The sequence below is a fragment of the Deltaproteobacteria bacterium genome (genome assembly GCA_016875395.1).
In the GTDB taxonomy this organism is placed as follows: domain Bacteria; phylum Myxococcota_A; class UBA9160; order UBA9160; family UBA6930; genus VGRF01.
The window spans coordinates 1-16,792 of record VGRF01000028.1 but is presented as its reverse complement, the minus strand read 5'-3'; the positions used below and the strand labels follow the sequence as shown (position 1 = coordinate 16,792).

13 protein-coding genes are annotated in these 16,792 nt (G+C 72.0%); 3 read left to right on the top strand and 10 right to left on the bottom strand.

Features of this window, described 5'->3' with window-relative positions; translation table 11 throughout:
• Positions 1-6 precede the first annotated feature (6 nt).
• The 7 genes from FJ091_17810 to FJ091_17780 form a co-directional block, all read right to left on the bottom strand.
• A complete protein-coding gene (locus FJ091_17810) occupies positions 7-1,410 on the bottom strand; it encodes a hypothetical protein (GenBank protein MBM4385211.1) in 1,404 nt (467 codons plus the stop codon).
• A 115-nt stretch (positions 1,411-1,525) separates the two neighbouring features.
• Positions 1,526-2,089: a NifU family protein gene (locus FJ091_17805; protein ID MBM4385210.1), complete on the bottom strand. Its 564-nt coding sequence runs from the start codon at positions 2,087-2,089 to the stop codon at positions 1,526-1,528.
• Positions 2,090-3,005: 916 nt separating this feature from the next.
• Positions 3,006-5,285, bottom strand: coding sequence for an EAL domain-containing protein (locus FJ091_17800; GenBank protein ID MBM4385209.1), 2,280 nt, complete (start codon positions 5,283-5,285; stop codon positions 3,006-3,008).
• A 127-nt stretch (positions 5,286-5,412) separates the two neighbouring features.
• Entirely contained in the window at positions 5,413-6,423 is a 1,011-nt protein-coding gene (locus FJ091_17795; protein ID MBM4385208.1) for a zinc-dependent alcohol dehydrogenase family protein, read from the bottom strand.
• A gap of 32 nt (positions 6,424-6,455) precedes the next feature.
• On the bottom strand, positions 6,456-7,001 hold the full coding sequence (locus FJ091_17790) for a CBS domain-containing protein (GenBank protein MBM4385207.1): 546 nt from the start codon (positions 6,999-7,001) through the stop codon (positions 6,456-6,458).
• A gap of 83 nt (positions 7,002-7,084) precedes the next feature.
• Positions 7,085-7,705, bottom strand: coding sequence for a hypothetical protein (locus tag FJ091_17785; GenBank protein MBM4385206.1), 621 nt, complete (start codon positions 7,703-7,705; stop codon positions 7,085-7,087).
• Between the two features lie 73 nt (positions 7,706-7,778).
• Positions 7,779-8,957, bottom strand: a complete 1,179-nt coding sequence (locus tag FJ091_17780) for a class I SAM-dependent RNA methyltransferase (GenBank protein ID MBM4385205.1) — start codon at positions 8,955-8,957, stop codon at positions 7,779-7,781.
• A 64-nt stretch (positions 8,958-9,021) separates the two neighbouring features.
• Here FJ091_17780 and FJ091_17775 point away from each other — a divergent pair, with 64 nt between their 5' ends.
• Positions 9,022-10,797 carry a hypothetical protein gene (locus tag FJ091_17775; protein ID MBM4385204.1) on the top strand — a complete coding sequence of 592 codons (1,776 nt, stop codon included), beginning with the start codon at positions 9,022-9,024 and terminating at the stop codon, positions 10,795-10,797.
• On the opposite strand, the gene FJ091_17770 is transcribed toward FJ091_17775, so the two are convergent.
• Complete coding sequence (locus tag FJ091_17770; GenBank protein MBM4385203.1) at positions 10,781-11,467, bottom strand: response regulator transcription factor; 687 nt, start codon at positions 11,465-11,467, stop codon at positions 10,781-10,783. The two genes, FJ091_17775 and FJ091_17770, sit on opposite strands and share 17 nt — an antisense overlap.
• A gap of 196 nt (positions 11,468-11,663) precedes the next feature.
• Here FJ091_17770 and FJ091_17765 point away from each other — a divergent pair, with 196 nt between their 5' ends.
• The gene (locus tag FJ091_17765) at positions 11,664-12,545 is read left to right on the top strand and encodes a PEP-CTERM sorting domain-containing protein (protein MBM4385202.1); all 882 of its coding nucleotides are present in this window, start codon (positions 11,664-11,666) and stop codon (positions 12,543-12,545) included.
• A 9-nt stretch (positions 12,546-12,554) separates the two neighbouring features.
• On the opposite strand, the gene FJ091_17760 is transcribed toward FJ091_17765, so the two are convergent.
• Together FJ091_17760 and FJ091_17755 are read right to left on the bottom strand one after the other, a co-directional pair.
• On the bottom strand, positions 12,555-14,450 hold the full coding sequence (locus FJ091_17760) for a molybdopterin biosynthesis protein (GenBank protein ID MBM4385201.1): 1,896 nt from the start codon (positions 14,448-14,450) through the stop codon (positions 12,555-12,557).
• On the bottom strand, positions 14,447-15,712 hold the full coding sequence (locus tag FJ091_17755) for a molybdopterin molybdotransferase MoeA (GenBank protein ID MBM4385200.1): 1,266 nt from the start codon (positions 15,710-15,712) through the stop codon (positions 14,447-14,449). Before FJ091_17755 ends, FJ091_17760 begins: the two co-directional genes overlap by 4 nt.
• 245 nt (positions 15,713-15,957) lie before the next feature.
• Here FJ091_17755 and FJ091_17750 point away from each other — a divergent pair, with 245 nt between their 5' ends.
• The gene (locus tag FJ091_17750; GenBank protein ID MBM4385199.1) at positions 15,958-16,641 is read left to right on the top strand and encodes a hypothetical protein; all 684 of its coding nucleotides are present in this window, start codon (positions 15,958-15,960) and stop codon (positions 16,639-16,641) included.
• The last annotated feature ends 151 nt before the right edge of the window (positions 16,642-16,792 follow it).

Here is a 16,792-nt window from a genome sequence, read left to right as displayed (position 1 = left end):
GCGAACCTACTCCCGCGCGACGGTCCGCTGAAGCTGCTGCGGGGCGAGCCGATTGGCCGCATCCGCCGAGCACTTCCCGTTCGGGCAGAACGTCGCGCGAAACACCTCGGCAGCGAGCTGACTGCCGCTCGTCCACCAGCGCGGCCCCTGCACCGATACGGTCGCGACTGCGATTCGCGGCGCGTTCGCCGGCGCCACACCCGCAAACCACTCGTAGCGGCCGGGCGGATTCTTGCCCGTGAGGCTGCCCGTCTTCCCTGCGACCTCGATCCCCGGCAGCAGCGCTCTCCCGCGCGGGTGGAAGGCGCGCCGCGCGGTACCGCGCTCGGTGGTCTCCGTGAGCAGCTCGCGCAGCTGCCCGGCGAGGCGCTCCGAGAGGACGGCGCGGTCCGCCGACGCACCCGTGACTGCGAGCGGCTCACCGTGCGCGCCGAGCGCCGAGTCGATCCAGCGCGGCTCGACGAGGCGGCCGTGCGAGAGCGTGCCCGCGAGCTGCGCGGCGTGGAGGGGAGTGATCATCAGGCCGTCGAGCCCTGAGCCGAGCTTGCCGAGCGCGAAGCTGTTATGGCCCGGGTCCTCGACGTCGCCCGGCGGATGATCGGGCGCCGGCGGAGAGAGCAGGCCGAAGCGATCGATCGCGTCGAGCATCCCGCGCGCGCCGACGCGATGCACCGCCCACTGCGCGAAGCACTGATTGTTGGACGTGGCGAGCGCCTTCCCCATCGTGATCTCGTTGCCGCGCTTGGGCGGATTCAGACGCGCGGGCGTGAGCACGTATGGGCTGCCCGCGTAGCGGCAAGTGGCGCCGGCGAGCGACGGCGCGGCATCGAGCGCCGCCGCCGCCGTAACAACCTTCACGAGCGACGCAGCGGGGTACGCGCGGTCGGGCGGGAACGTGCTCGGGTCGGTGGACACGTACGCCGCGAGTGCGCCCGTCTCGAGGTCCATCACCACGATGTGCGCACGCTCGACGCGGCCCTGGTCGACGATGCGCCAGATCGCCCGCGTCAGCTCCGGATTCAGCGTGTAACGCAGCCGAATGTCCCCGGAGTCGAGCGCGATGTTGCGCTCGTACGCGCCCACGTTCTCTTCCAGCGCGCGGAGGGCCTTGCGGCTCGTGGGCGCCGCGAGCGCGTCCGGTGAAAGCACGGCGCGCCGCGGGCGCGGCTTCTCTTCAGCTACCGCCACCGGACTGGGCGCAGGCGACCCCGCTGGCGCAGCCGCTGCGGGCGGCGCGAGTGCGCGCGGCGGCGGCACTTCGATCGCGGGCAGGCGCGGGGCCGCGGGCGCCGGCGGCCCACTCGGCGTGAGCAGCGCGACGAGCGCGAGCGGCAGTGCCGCGCAGAGAGCTGCGATCGTGAGCTGCCCGCGCAGTCGCATGCGCCTGCGCGAGGCGTGTCGCTCCCCCATTCCGTTCGCCACTCCGTCTCTCCACCGCTGCGGCGAGTCTTCCGAGCTCGTGCTTCCGCGCTGCGCGGATGGGGGATGCGCGCAGCGAACGAACGACCGTGACGGCGCTTTCGTCCTAGACCTGAATGACCTTGATCACTTCGGGAATTTCTTCGCGAAGGCGGCCCTCGATACCGAAGCGCAAAGTGGCTGTCGAGCTGGGACAGCCCACGCACGAGCCCTGCAACACGACTTCCACGACGCCGTCGTGGAAGCCCGCGAACACGACGTCTCCGCCGTCGCGAGCAACCGCGGGCCGCACCTCGTTCTCGAGGATCTCCTTGATGCGCGCGACGACGCCGCTCTCCTCGCTGCGATCCGCCGGAGAGAACGCCGGGCCGAGCGCGCTCTCGTCGCTCGCCGCGAACGCCTTCAGCGCGTCGACGATCGGCTGCGCGAGCTCCGTCCACTCGCGCCCCTCGCGCTTCGTGACCGTGACGAAGCCGGGCGCGACGAACACGCCGGTGACATCTGCGATCGCGAACAGTCGCGCCGCGAGTGGCGACACATCGGCGCCGACGGGCGCCTGAAAGTTCGCGGTGACGCCCGGCGGCGTGAGGTCTTTCGAGACCACCCACTTCAGCGACTGCGGGTTCGGCGTGCGCTCGGCGTGAAAGCGGAAGTCGAGGAGGGAGGACATGGGCTCAGAGTAACCGCGAATCGATGCGAGACCCGCGCAAGGCGGAGGCCGCGCTCAATGCTCGGAGCCCGCGCAGCCCGCGATACCGTGTCCGCTCCTCACCTCGGAGCTGCCATGTCCCTCACGCTCTCTTGCGCCTTCGCCACCTCGAACGACAGCCACGAGCACGCGCGCATCGCGGAGCAGCTCGGCTACCGGCGCGCGTGGTTCTACGACTCGCCCGCGCTGTATCCCGACGTGTGGGTGCAGCTTTGCCGCGCGGCCGAGCGCACGCAGCGGATCGGCCTCGGACCCGCGGTGCTCGTGCCGAGCCTGCGCCACCCGATGACCAACGCGGCGGCGATCGCGACGCTCGCGCACATCGCCGGCGCGGAGCGCGTCGCCGTCGCGATCGGATCGGGCTTCACGGGCCGCCTCACGCTGGGCCAGCGCCCCCTCGCGTGGAAGTTCGTGGGCGACTACGTGCGCGCCGTGCGCGGGTTGTTACGGGGCGACACGGTCCTGTGGGAGGGCCGCGCGATCCAGATGATGCATCCCGACGGGTACGCCACCGCGCGCCCTCTCGACGTGCCGTTCGTGATCGCCGCCGCGGGCCCGAAGGGCGTCGCCGCGGCGCGCGAGCTCGGCGAGGGCGTGTTCGCATCGGCGCCGATCGGCGGCTTCGCGTGGAGCGTGCTGCTCGCGATGGGCACCGTGCTCGATCCTGGCGAGAGCGCGGGCTCCGCGCGCGCGCTCGCCGCCGCGGGCCACGCGGCCTCGGTGCAGCTCCACTGGGCGATCGAGCACGGCCAACTCGGCATGCTTCCGAACGGCGCCGAGTGGGCCGCGGTCTACGAGCGCGAGCCCGAGCGCACGCGCCATCTCGCGATCCACGACCAACACCTGATCGCGATCAACCCGCGCGACAGAGCATTTGTTACGGGCGAGCTGCTCGCGAAGACGGGCCTCGCGCTCGATCGCGCGGGCTGGCGCGCGAAGCTCGCCGCGCTCGAAGCGCAGGGCGTGACCGAGCTCGCCTACCAGCCCGCGGGCCCGAACATCGCGCGCGAGCTCGAGGCGATGGCGGAGGCGGCGCGCTCAGGCTGAAGCGAGCCGCTCCTCGATCGCGTCCCTCGGCATCGGCTTCCCGACCAGGTAGCCCTGTAACAAGTGGCAGCGTTCGGCGCGCAGGAACTCGGCCTGCGCGCTCGTCTCGACACCTTCGGCCACCACGCTGAGACCGAGCCGGTGCGCGATGCCGATCACGGCGGCGATCAGCGCGCGCGTGCTCCTCGGTCTCGATGCCGCGCACGAAGGCGCGGTCGATCTTGAGCACGTCGATCGGCAGGCGCATCAGGTTCGCGAGCGTGGAGAAGCCCGTGCCGAAATCGTCGAGCGCGATGCGCACGCCCATGCGGCGCAGCGCGCCGAGCGTCTGCGCGGCGCCGCCGAGGTCCTCGACGAATGCGCTCTCGGTGATCTCGAGCTCGAGTCGCTGAGGAGCAAGCCCACTGCTCGCGAGCGCCGCGCGCACGCTCGAAACGAAGTCGCCGTGGCGAAGCTGGTGGCTCGACACGTTGACCGCGATGCGCAGCGGCTGCGCCTGCGTGCTCCAGTGGAGCGCGGCGCGGCACGCCGCGTTCAGCACCCACTCTCCGAGCGGCAGAATCAGGCCGGTGTCTTCGGCGATCGGAATGAACTCGAGCGGCGAGATCTGCGCGCCGTCGGCGCCGCGCAGCCGCAGCAGCGCCTCGACGCCGTTCCAGCGCTCGCCGTCGATCGCGAGCTGCGGCTGGTACGCCAGCTCGAGCCCCTCACCGCTCGCGAGCGCGCGCCGCAACAGCCGCTCGAGCTCGAGGCCGCGCGCCGCCTCGTTCGAGAGCTGCGCGCTGTAGAAGCGGTACTCGCCGCGCTGCGTGCGCTTGGCTTGCTGCATCGCAGTGACCGCGTTCTGCAGCAGCGTGCCGCCGTCGCCGCCGTCGTCCGGGTAGAGCGCGACGCCAGCGGTGGTGGTGAGCTCGACGCGCTCGTCGCCGAAAGCGATCGGGCGGCTCGTCGCGCGCAGCAGGCGCGCAGCAAAGCCCTCGACCTGGCTCGCGCTGGTGATGCCTCCCACCACGACGACGAACTCGTCGCCAGCGAGGCGCGCGACCACCGGCTCGCCGGCATCGGCGAGCTCCTCCGCGCTGCGCGCGCACGACGCGATGCGCCGCGCGCTGCGTCGCAGCAGCTCGTCCGCGAACGTGCGCCCGTAGGCGTCGTTCATGCGCCGGAAGCGATCCAGACCGAGCGCAACCAACGCCACGCGCTCGCGCTTCGCGGCGGCGTCGCGGATCGACGCTTCCAGGCGATCCGCCAGGAGCGCGCGATTGGGCAGGGACGTGAGCGCGTCGAAGTTTGCGAGCTGATGGATGCGCGCCTCGCTCTCCCGGCGCTGCGTCATGTCCTGCACGGTCCCGTGCAGGAGCGCGCGGCCGGCGATGTCCCACTGCAGCTCACCTCGCAGGTGCACGATGCGCTCGCTCTCGGTCTCGGCCTGCACGCGATGTTCGACGTCGAGCGGAACGCCCTCCGCGACGGTCGTCGCGAACGCTTTCTCCAACGCGGGTGCGTCGTCGGGGTGAACGCTCGCGAGGTAGCGGGCGAACCCGCGCAGCGAGGCGTCCTCGGGCGCAAGCTTCACCACGCGTGCAGCGTGCTCGCTCCACAACAGCTCGCCCGTCTCCGGTTCCCACTGCCAGCTGCCGATCCGCGCGATGCGGTGCGCGTCCGCGAGCAGAGCGCGGTTCTGCTCCAGCTCATCGAGCGTCTCGCGCAGCTTGCGTTGCACCTCGTTCGTGCGCACCAGAAAGCGCGCGCGGTAGGCGAGAAGCTGCGCGTCGATGGGCTTGCGCACCACGTCACTCGCGCCCGCAGCGAACGCGCGCTCCACCCAGCCCGGGCGATCGAGCCAGGTCGTCATCACGATCGCTGCGCGAGCGCCGGACGGGAGATGCCGAATCGCCTCGCACAGCGAGACGCCGTCGCGGCCGGGTAGATCGCTGTCCACCAGCACGAGCATCGGACGCACGCGTGGGAGCTGAGCGAGCGCGCTGCTCGCGTCGGCCGCTTCGCTCACGTCGAAGTCGGCGTCGCGCAGGGCGCTGGCAGCGACTTCGCGGACGACGGGGTCCGAATCGACCACGAGCGCGCGCGGCGCGCCAGAGCGCTCGCGCACCTCGTGCTCCCTCGCCGCTCTCTGCGACCGCGCTCGCAAGACTCCACCGCCTCCTGGCCGACACCAGGCCAGCAGCGTTTTCGGTTCGCGCAGAGAGCAGCTGAAGGGCGATGACCTGCGCAGGCGCTCAGCTTTCGGGCATCAGCACCGCCGCGCCGCGCACTCGGTCGGCCTTCAGGTCGCGCAGCGCTTCAACCGCTGAACCGAGCGGGTAGCGCATGACTTGCGTACGAATGGGGATCTCCACCGCGAGTCGGAGAAGCGCCCGGCCGTCGGCGCGCGTGTTCGCGGTGACGCTGCGCAGCGTCTTCTCCTGAAACAGATGCGCCTGATAATCGAGCGGCGGGATCGCGCTCAGGTGAATGCCCGCGACCGCGAGAACGCCGCCGCGATCGAGCGCGGCGAGCGCGTCGGGCACGATGTCGCCGGCCGGGGCGAACAGAATCGCGGCATCGAGCAGCTCGGGCGGGCGTTCGCCGGGCCCGCCGACCCAGTGCGCGCCGAACTCGCGCGCGAGGCTCTGGTGTCGCTGGCCGCGGCTCACCACGAACACCTCGTTGCGGAAGTAGCGCGCGACCTGAATCGCGATGTGCGCGGAGCCGCCGAAGCCGTAGATGCCGAGCCGCGCGCCCGCGCGCGCGACCCCGCACTGCGCGAAGGCGCGGTAGCCGATGATGCCGGCGCACAGCAGCGGCGCGAGCTCGGCGGCATCGCGCTGCTCCGGGAGCGCGTACACGAACTCGGCCTGCGCGACGACGAAGGGCGCGTAGCCACCATCCACGTCCCAGCCGGTGAAGCTCGGCGCGAGACACAGATTCTCAGCCCCGCGCGCGCAGAAGCGGCACGCGCCGCACGCACGCTGCAGCCACGCGACGCCGACGCGGTCGCCCTCGCGCCAAGCCGTTACGCCGGCGCCGAGCGCCGCGACGCGCCCCACCACCTCGTGGCCAGGCACGACGTGCGTGCGCTTCGGCGCGAGATCGCCCTCGGCAACGTGCAGGTCCGTGCGGCACACCCCGCAGGCTTCGACCGCGACGAGCACTTCGCCCGCGCCCGGCCGCGGCGCTGGGCGCTCCGCGAGCTCGAGCACTCCGTCGAGTTCGATCGGACCGGGCCTAACAACCTGCCACGCGCGCATCGCGCCTCCCCTCGCGGAGAGGATTGCGCGCTTCAGCCGCCGTCGCGTTCGCTTTGGCGCTCTGCGCCGCGGCCGACGATCTCGGTCGGGAAAGCCTCCACGAGCAAGTCGACGACGTCGCGCACCGAGACGACACCGACCGGCCGGCGCTGCTCATCGACGAGCGGCACGTGGCGGAAGCCGCCGACGCTCATCATGCGCAGCACGTCGGCCACGGTGCCGTCTTCGCCGAGGCAGTCGGGCTCGCTCGTCATCACCTGCTCGAGCGGCAGCGTCGCGGGGTTGCGCCCGCCGTCGATGATGCGGAACAGCACGTCGCGCTCGGTGAAGATGCCGATCACCGGCGTCGCATCGGTGCCGTCTTCGGTGATCACGACGACGCCGCGATGCTCCTTCTGCATCGCTCGCACCGCGTCGGTGACCGAGTCCTCGCGCGAGAGCACGTGCGCGCGGCGCGCCTGCAGCACGCCCGCCGGCGCTTCGAGCAGCGTGGCGTCGAAGCTGCGCGGGCGCTCGGGATCGAAGTACGCCTCGTCGTGCTCGACGAGCGGATCGTATGCGTCGCGCTCGTTTTCCATCGCGAGCCTCCTCGTGCGAAGACTCCAGCCTACACCCGGAGCTCGGCTGCGATGTGTGCGGTGTTCCGTACACCGCGAAAAAGTCAGAGCGGGCCGCTGCGGCTCGTAACCGTCGGGGCGAGCGGCGCCTCGAAGAGCGCGGCGAGACGGCCGAGGAAAGCGTGCACGTCGGCATGCAGCTCGTCGTGACGCAGCGTGCGCGCGAGGCGCCCCCACGGAAAGCGCGCGCCGTTCGTCTCGAGCCGGCGCTTGGCATCGAGGGTCCGCCACGCGGCCTCGTCGCCGGGTTCGGGCAGCTCGCTGTCGAGCGCGCGCACGAGGCGCGGGTCCACGCCGCGAATGGCGCGGCGCAGCGCCGCGGGCACGAGCAGGTAGCTCTCGATGTGACGGCGGCCCCACACGAACAGCTCGAGGCCGTTCTCCTCGCCGGCCGGAAGCGCGTGCTCCTGGTCGCGATCGAGCACGCACAGGCCGCGCGCTTCGCCGAGCTCGGCGCGCACCTCGGCGAGATGCTCGTGCGCGCGCGCTGGCTGACGGCCGCCGAGGATCACCGTCGCCTCGCGCACGCGCTCCGCGAGCCGCGGGGCGCGCTGCACCCAGCCCTCGATGATCTCGCGATCGCGCGGCCCCTCGACGTAGAGGAACGCGCGCGGTGGGAAACCGGCGGGGCGCGGCGCTCTCGCACTGGCGTTGCGGCGGGACACGTTGGCACTCGAGGAGGGGCAGCGAGGACGACGCGACCCTAGCAGCGAACTGCGCGAGCCGGAGGGAAGCCGGTCACGCGCGTTCGAGCACCGCGAGCGCTTCGAGGTGGGGCGTTTGCGGGAAGAGGTCGAAGCCCGCGCACGTCGCGAGGCGGAGGCCGTTCGCGAGCAGCACGCGCAGGTCGCGTGCAAGGGTTGCGGGATCGCACGAGACGTAGGCGATGCGCGCGGCGCCGAGGCGTGCGAGCGCGCTCGCCTCACTCTCGCCGATGCCGATGCGCGGCGGATCGAGCACGACTGCCTCGGGTGCAAAGCGCGCGACGTCGCGATCGGCGAGCGCACGCGAGGCGCGCTGTGGAAGCACGCGCACGTTCGCGCGACCTGCGCGCGCGAGGTTCGCACGCAGGTCGGCGACGGCGCGCGGCTCGGACTCGACCGCGATCAGCTCCGCGAACTGCGCGGCGAGCGCGAGCGTGAAGAAGCCCGCGCCGGCGTGCAGCTCGAGCGCGCGCGCACCGCTCCCGACCGCGGCGAGCACCGCGTCCGCGAGCGCGCCGCGCAGCGTCGCGTGCGCCTGGAAGAAGCCGCCGGGCGAGATCGCGACTTCACCGCCGCGCGTGTGCAGCGAGATCGCGCGCTCGTCGAAGCCGGCGACGCGCGCGCCAGACACGCTGACTTCGCCCGCGTCGCCGCACGCGAGCGCGAGCTCGCCGCTGCCGCGCGGCGCGCTCGCCGCGAGTGTGCGCAGCGCCGCGGCGAGCGGAGGCGCGAGGATGGGGCACTCGCTCGTGGCGACGAGCTCGTGCGAACGCCCGCGCCGGTAGCCGAGCGCGCCGTCGCGCCATAACAAGCGCGCGCGGCTGCGGGTTCCGTAGGGCTCGGGTGATGGCGCGATCTCGACCGGCGCGATCGACGCGAGGTCTACGCCCGCGGTGCGCGCGAGTGCATCGCGCAGGATCGCGCGCTTCGCCGCGAGCTGCGTCTCGTACGCGACGTGCTGCCAGCCGCAGCCGCCGCACGCGCCGTGCACCGCACAGCGCGGCTGTGTGCGCTGCGCGCTCGCGCGCACCAGCTCCGCGATTTCCGCGCGCGCGAAACGCTTGTGCGGCTCGGTCACCCGCGCGCGCGCGAGGTCGCCGGGCACGGCGCCGCGGACGAACAGCACGCGACCGGACGCTTCGCGCGCAACGCCCTCGCCGCCCGCAGCGAGCGACGTGATCTCGACGAGCTCGCTCGCGCTCTCTCCGCTCACCGCCACACCTCGCGAAGTCGCGCAGCTTGACAGAACGAAAACGCGCGCGGCATATGCTGCGGCGATGCGCGCTCGGCCTTGGCTCGTCGCCCTCCTCGTCGCCGCCGTCTTTGCGCTGTGGATGGTCGCGCGCGCGGACCTCGAGCCCCGCGCTGGCGTGACGCGGGTCGATCGGGTGTGGCTCGCGCCCGCCGAGAGCGAGACGCCGCCGCTCGCGGGCTCACCCGAGTGGCGCGAGACACGCTTGCCATGGGGGTGGCGACCGCACGGAGACGGGCGCGACGTCTGGTGTCGCGCCGAGTTCCAGCTCGACGGTGCGCCGCATGCGCCGCTTCAGCTGCTGATCGCACAGGTCGCATTCGGCGCTGACGTCCGCGTCAACGGGCGCGCGCTTGGAAGCGTGGGGCGAGGACCGAACGCTCACTGGGGCAGGCGGGAGGTCGTGTGGCTCTCGATCCCCGCCGCACAGCTGAACCCCGGCATGAACGAGATCGTGTTGCGACTGCGCGTGCGCGAGAGCTTCGCGGCCTACCTCACGCCGCTCTTCGTAGGCCCCGCACCCTCACTCCAAGGCGCGCAACGGGCGCGAGCCGCGTTGAGCGGCGGAATTGCCGACGTGCTCGTCGTCGTGTCGGCCACGCTCGCGCTCGTACATCTCGGGGTGTTTCGGCGGATGCGCGGCGGCGAGTGGGCGTGGCTCGCGGCAGCCTGCGCCGTGCTCGCTCTCGGCGGGCTCCCGCTTCGCACTGCCGATTTCCTCGCCTGGCCGCTCGCGCTCTCGGCGGGCGCGATCTGCGCAATCGTGGCAGTGCATCGCGGCGCTCAGCTCGGGCGCCCGCGACTCGGACGAGCCGCACTCGCGGTACTCGCTGCGCTCGTGCTCGCAAGCCTGATGGCGCCCGCGCGCTGGCTCTTCCCGCTCGCGCTCTGCGCCTCTGCGCTCGCGCTCGGCGGGGGCTTGTATCTGTTCCACATCCTGCGCGTCCCACCCGCCATGCGATGGCTCGACGGCTCGCAGAGCCTGCAGGTGGGGCTCACCGTGTCGCTGATCTGGGGCCTCAACGACGTGCCGCTCGCCTGGGGATCGACGCCAGTCGTCGGACTCCCGCTGCTGCCGATCGCACACCTGCCGCTGCTCGTCGCGAGCTTCGTGCAGATCGTCGACTTCTTCGGCGGCGCTTTGGGGCGCACAAACGAGCTGAACCGGTCGCGCGCGGAGAGCCAAGCCCGCCTCGTCGCGCTCGAAGGCGAACGGGCCGCGCGTGCGGAGCGCGAGCGCATGCAACGCGACCTGCACGACGGCCTCGGCGCGCAGCTCGTCGCAACGCTCGCGCTCGCAGAGCGCACCCCTCACGACCACGTCGCACTCGCGCACTCCGTGCGCCTGGCGATGGCCGAGCTGCGCGCCGCCGTGGACTCGCTCGGCTCGAGCGATCGCAGCATCGACGAGGCGCTCGGCGAGCTGCGCAGTCGCCTCGACCTGCTCGCGCGCGGCGCCGGGTTCGCGCTGACTTGGCGCGTGGGGGATGTCGATGGCGCGCCTCGACTTTCGCCCGAGCAGGTGGTGCACCTGCAGCGTGTTCTCCAGGAGGCCGTCGCGAACGTGGTGAAGCATGCGAGTGCGCGCGAGCTCACGCTCAGCGCGGGCGTCGCGGAGCGAGACGGTCGCAACGCCGCGTTCGTCGAGCTTCGTGACGATGGACGCGGCATCGGGAGCTCACCACCCGGACGCGGCCTCGGGAACATGCGTACGCGCGCCGCGCAGCTCGGCGCCGAGCTCGCGATCGAGTCTTCGGCCGCGGGCACTCGCGGTCAGCTCTGGTTCACTCCGCGAGCTTGACCAGCCCGAGCTGCGTCGCCTCGTAGACCGCTTCGGCGCGCGAGTGCACCGCGAGCTTCTTGTAGATGCGCTGTACGTACGTGGAGATGGTCGTGCCCGAGACGCCGAGCAGCGCGGCGATCTCGTCGAAGCGAAAGCCCTTCACGATCAAGCTGAGCACTTCGCGCTCGCGCGCGGAGAGCTGCGGCTTGTCCGGGTCCTCCGCCGCCGGCTCGCTCGGCTTCGGCTGCGCCCCTCGAAAGCTCGCGAGCACGCGCCGCGCGATCGCGGGGCTCATGGGCGAGCCGCCAGCGAGCAGCTCGAGCGTGCCGCGCACGAGCTCGCGCGCGTCGGCGTCCTTCACGAGGTAGCCGAGCGCGCCCGCGGCGATCGCATCGAAGACGTTCTTGTCGTCGTTGAACATCGTGATCACGAGCGGCAGCGTCGTCAGCTGGTGCTCGCTGACCGCGCGTACCAGCTCGCTGCCGCTGCCGTCGGGCAAGCCGAGATCCGTGATCAGCAGCTCGGGGCGCTCGCGCAAGAGCGCCGCACATCCTCCAGCGACCGAGGCCTCGATGGCCACCACGCGCACACTCGGTTCTTCTGCGAACGCGCGCAGCATGCGTTCTACGCAATGCGCGTCGTCCTCGACGATCACGATGCGAGCCGGCGTGGCGAGCGAGTCGGTCACGCGAGCGAGTGTCGCACGCGAGGAACACCGCGAGCGCGTCGTGTGAATCCACGACTCGGCGCCCGTGGCGAGCCGAGCGGGCCCGCCGCCCGGCGTGTCGTGTGTTTCTACGACAGCTCGCATTCGTCACAGCGCCGCGAAACGCGCCACTTGTTGGGTAGGCGCGACGCGCCCGCCTTCCACCCAGGAGAACGCAATGCTCGGCTGCCGCTCGATCCGCCCGCTGCTCGCCATGCTCATCACGCTGTCGCTCGCGGGCGCGGCCGCCGCGGCGCCGATCATCACGACATTTGCGCTGTATTCGAGCGGACCCGTGACCGACAGCGATGGACCGCAAGCCGGCGGCGCGCTCAGCTCGCAGGTCACGACGAGCGACGGCGCTTCGCGCTGCAACATCGCCGGCAGCGGCTGCTCGACGGGACAGCCGAGCGACGCCTTCGCCTTCGCCGCGCAGAACGAGACGGCGCTCGGCATCTTCTCCGCGCTGCAAGCGGACGGCACCTTCTTCAACGGCGACCCGGGACCGCTCAGCTTGCTCTCGCGCACGACCTGGACCGACAGTCCGGCTACGGCCGGACCGAACTCGATCACGCTCATCATCAAGCCCGGAGAGCTCACGCTGCTCGACTACGCGAGTGTCCAGTTCGGCAACGACACGATGGCTCGCTACCGGATCGAGCTCGCGGTGAACGGCAGCGTCGTGTTCTTCTCCGCGGCCGAGCTTCGCGGCGGCGCGAGTGGCATCACGCTCACCAAGAGCGGCGTCGATCTCGGCAGCACGGGGTTCTCGGAGTCGAACAACGTCGCGGGGTACACGTTCAACTCGCTCATCACGACGATCGACCTCGGGATTCTCGCGCCCACAGACGTCGTGACCTACACGATGGAAGTCCAAGTCAGCGGGCCGGGCTTCGAGACGGGCGGCTACGCGCGCATCGGCGATCCCTTCGACCTGGCAGGCAGTGGCTCCAGCATCGCGTTCGGAACCCCGGTGCCGGAGCCGGCGGTGACCCTACTGCTCGCGCTCACTGGCGCGATCGCGCTCTGGGTGTGGCGTCGGCGCGCTCGCAGAGGCTGACGCCGCGCTTTAGTCGCGCGGCGTGCCGAAGCCCGCGGCCTCGAGGCGCGCTCGCAGCAGCGAGCCCGGCTCGAGCAGTCTTCGCAGCGCCGCGACGGCGGGGCGATCCCAGCGCGCGGCGGGAATCGCGAAGTCGTAGCTCTCGTTCGCGAGCGCGCGGAAGCGCAGCCCCTTCTCGCGCGCCACGGTCTCGATCGTGACGCCCCAGTCCGCGCGCTTCTGCGCGACCGCCGCCGCCACCGCGTAGTGCGAGCGCGGCTCGTAGGCGAAGCCCGGCGGCTTCCTCCCTGCGAGCAGCCGATCGATCAGCACGCGCGTCCCGGCGCCGCGATTGCGATTCACCATGCGCAGACTCGCGTCGGCGAGCAGCTCTTCGGTGTCGCGCAGCTCGTCGGGGCGCGTGACGACTCCTTGCATGCGCGTGTAGCCCCGTAACAACTTCAGGTCTGCGTTCAGGAACGGCGCGTTGTAGAGGTTCGTCCTCGGATCGAGCAGGTGAATCGGCGCTGCGTCGCACTCGCCGCGCTCGGCGGCGGCGAGGCCACCCTGACTACCGACCGCGAGCACCTTCACGCTGAAGCCTTCGCGCACGAGCGCGCCGGCGATCAGGTCGAGGCCCGCGCAGTGGCTGCCGACCACCACCAGGTCCGCGGGCTCGATCTCCCTCCCTAACAACGTCACGTCCACCGCGTCGTCCGCGTCGACGATCTCGACGTTGCGCTCGATGCGCACGAAGCCGTCGGCGCGCGAGAACGTCGTGACCGAGCCGCTGCCCTTGCCCATCGGGTACGCGGCGAGCTGCCCGTCGCTCCGCGTCACGAGGCCGACGAGCAAGTACTCGAGCCGCCCGCGCTCGGAGTTCGTGCGCAGCGCCATGCGCGCGCGCACCGTCTCGCGCTTTGCCGCGCTGAGCCCGCTCATCTCGCGCAGCACCGGCGCGACGAACTCGTGGAAGGTGAAGATCGCGGAGGTGGGGAAGCCCGGCAGGATCACGACGGGCAGCGCGCCGTGCGCAGCGAGACAGATCGGCTTGCCGGGCTTCAGCGCGACCCCGTGGACGACGATCCCAGGTGTCAGGTCGCCCACCACGCGCGCGTTGAGATCACCCTCGCCCTTCGAGGTGCCGCCCGAGAGCAGCACGAGGTCGGCGCCCTCGAGCGCGCTCGCGAGCGCGCGGCGCAGCGCAGGCTCGTCGTCGCGGAACGCACCGTGGAAGCGCGGCTCGGCGCCGAGCTCGCGCACGGCGTCGCTCAGGATGCGCGCGTTGCTGTCGTAGACGCCGCCCGGCATGAGCGCTTCGCCTGGCTGCACGATCTCGTCGCCGGTCGAGAGGATCGCGACGACGGGCTTCTTCACGACCGCGACGCGCGCTCGCCCGATCGCCGCGAGCACGCCGGTCTCGCGCGAGGTGAGGCGCGTGCCGGCGAAGAGCACCGTCTCGCCCTGGCCGATGTCGGTGCCCGCGAACGAGACGCTGCCGCCGGGCACCACGGCGCGCCGCACGATCAGCGCGCCGCCGTCGACATCGGTGTTCTCGACCGGCACCACCGCGTCCGCGCCGCGCGGCAGCATGCCGCCCGTCGCGATCGTCATCGCGGCGCCCGGCGCGACTTCGCCGCTCGGCGCGACGCCGGTCGGAATCGTCTCCGCGAGAAGCGTCAGGCGCCGCGGCTCCTCTTCGCTCGCGCCGTAGGTGTCGGCCGCGCGCACGGCGAAGCCGTCCATGTTGCTGCGATCGAACGCGGGCACGTCGACGTCGGCACGCACGTCTTCGGCGAGCACGCGCCCGAGCGCCTCGGCGAGCGCGACCTCTTCGATGCCCGCGTGCGCGACGTGAATCGCCGCGCGCCAGCGCGCTTCGGCTTCGTCGCGATCGAGCACTTCGAGGAACTGGCGCTGTTTCACGACAGCTCCTCGTCGTAGAGCAGCACCTCGACTTCCTCACCTTCCGCCATGCCCTCGCGCCCACGCGGCACGATCACGCAGCCCGCAGCGCGCACGGTGGAGGAGAGGATGCTCGCGCCGGAAGTCGCGAGCGGAGTCACGCGGCCGTCCTCGATCGCGACGCGCACGTAGTCCACGCGCCCGATCTGCGACGCCAGCTTGCGCGCGAGGGGCAGGCGCACGCGGCGATGCGGCCATGCGCGCGGGCGACCGCCGAGCGCGCGGATCACGGGCCCTGCGAAGAACTCGTAGGCGCACAGGCAGCTCACGGGGTTGCCAGGCAGCAAGAACACGAAGGCTTCACCCGGCGCGGGCTCGCTCGCGGCGGCGTACTCCTTCGCCCTGCGCGGGATGCGCCCGACTCCGGCTGGGCTCGAGGGCCGCATCGCGACGCCGTGGAAGTCGAGCGTGCCGAGCTCCGCAACCAGCCCGGGCGCGTGGTCCTCGATGCCGACCGAGCTGCCGCCGGAGACGAGGATCACGTCGGCGTCGCTCGCCTGCAGCGCGAGCCGAATCACGTCGCGGCGGTCGGGCAGCGGCGAGCACTCGAGCGCGGCGCCGCCGTCGCGCAGGGCGAGCGCGCGCAGCACGACCGAGTTGCTGTCGACGATGCGCGCGCCGGCCGGCTTCGCACCCGGCGGCAGCAGCTCGTCGCCCGTGATCACGAGCTGCACGCGCGGGCGGCGGTGGCACAGCACGCGCGCGACGCCGATCGATGCGAGTAGCCCCGCATCCTGGGCGCGCAGGCGCCGGCCCGCGCGCAGCACGACCTCGCCCGCGCGAATGTCCTCGCCGATCGCGCCGACGTTCTTCTGCGGCGTCACCGGCTCGCTGACGGAGACGACGTCGCCGCGCTCCTCGCACACCTCGGCCATCACGACCGCGTCCGCGCCGTCCGGAATCGGCGCGCCGGTCATGATGCGCACCGCCTCGCCCACGCCGACACGCCCTGCGAACGGGCGACCCGGCAGCGTCTGCCCGAGCACCTTCAGCGTGACTGGGTCGTAGTCCGAGGCGCCGAACGTGTCCTCGCCGCGCACCGCGAAGCCGTCCATCGCGGAGCGCGCGAAGCTCGGCACCGAGACCGCGGCGCGCACGTCCTCGGCGAGCACGCGGCCCGCGCACGCGAGCAGCGCGACCGGCTCCGCTGGCAGCGCCGCGCTCTTCGCGGCGAGGAAGCGCTCCACCTCCTCTACGTCCGCCCGCGCCGCGAAGCCGCGCAGGCGCACGTCGCGAAGGGAGCGGCGGTTCTGGTCGGGGGGCGGCGTCACGCGGGGAGGAACCGTGCCCAAGATCCCCACGCTGCGCACGCCTTCCGCAGTGCGGGTCGGAGATCGCTCGCATTCGAGCTTTCGCGTGACACTTTAGAAGCTGCCTGCCCACTTCCTGCGTGTCCGCGGGTGTCCCGTTTTCGAGCCGATCGCGCCTCTCGCTTGTGGGAAGGGGTGCACTCCAAGGAGAGGCACTGATGCTCCCGCTGGGCGCGTTCCTCCTTCCCTTGCTGCTCCTCGTCCCCGGCGCCGCCTCGGCCACGCCGATCGTGGGGCACGCCACTTCGTCAAGCGGCGACTTTCTCTACCAGGGGCTCGGCGATCTCGGTGACGGCGTCGCCGATGGACGTGGGACGGGTCTCTACAGCCTGGGCCCATGCGCGTTCGCGTCGGGCGTCACGACATGCACGCTGACCGGGAGCTACGTCGAGGACGCTGGGAGCCAAAACCCCGGGGCTACCGGCACGTTCGCGTTCCGCACGATCTATCCCGGCATGACGAATCCGATCGTGGCGCGCTCCATCGCCCCTGGCGACCACAGCCTGCAGCTCTTCAGCCTCGGCGCAGGCCGCTTCGAGCTCGAGTTGTTCCCGAGCTCGGGCGGCTCAATCCTGGGGGTTTTCCCCGCGACGCCATTCTCGAACTCGATCGGTTGGAACGCCTTCCTCGGCACGAGCGCGACCTGCACGGGAAGCCCGACCGCCTGCTCGATCGGCGCGGTCGGCCTCGCCGCGGGCTCGACGATCTCGGGACCGCTGCAGAGCTTCTTCTTCAACATTCCGCAGCCCGTCGCGGAGCCGAGTGCGGCAGCCCTCTTGCTCGCACCGCTGCTGGCCCTCGCAGTGCGTGCTGGGCGATGTCGGCGCGGGCGGTCGCTGTAGCCGCGCTCGCGATCGGGACGGGCGCGCAGGCCGCGCCCCGCGTCGCGACACCGCTCGCGGCCAGCGCCGCGCTTCTCTGCGCGCGGAGGCGACGCGCGGGGCGCCAGCAAGTGGAGCGCGCAGCGAGGCGGAGCCAAACGAAGGTCATTAG

What these genes read in the sequence shown, in the direction of transcription:
- FJ091_17810 (MBM4385211.1), bottom strand. Translation starts at nt 1,410, where the DNA reads ATGGGGGAGCGACACGCCTCGCGCAGGCGCATGCGACTGCGCGGGCAG.
- FJ091_17805 (MBM4385210.1), bottom strand. Translation starts at nt 2,089, where the DNA reads ATGTCCTCCCTCCTCGACTTCCGCTTTCACGCCGAGCGCACGCCGAAC.
- FJ091_17795 (MBM4385208.1), bottom strand. Translation starts at nt 6,423, where the DNA reads ATGCGCGCGTGGCAGGTTGTTAGGCCCGGTCCGATCGAACTCGACGGA.
- FJ091_17790 (MBM4385207.1), bottom strand. Translation starts at nt 7,001, where the DNA reads ATGGAAAACGAGCGCGACGCATACGATCCGCTCGTCGAGCACGACGAG.
- FJ091_17775 (MBM4385204.1), top strand. Translation starts at nt 9,022, where the DNA reads ATGCGCGCTCGGCCTTGGCTCGTCGCCCTCCTCGTCGCCGCCGTCTTT.
- FJ091_17765 (MBM4385202.1), top strand. Translation starts at nt 11,664, where the DNA reads ATGCTCGGCTGCCGCTCGATCCGCCCGCTGCTCGCCATGCTCATCACG.
- FJ091_17750 (MBM4385199.1), top strand. Translation starts at nt 15,958, where the DNA reads ATGCTCCCGCTGGGCGCGTTCCTCCTTCCCTTGCTGCTCCTCGTCCCC.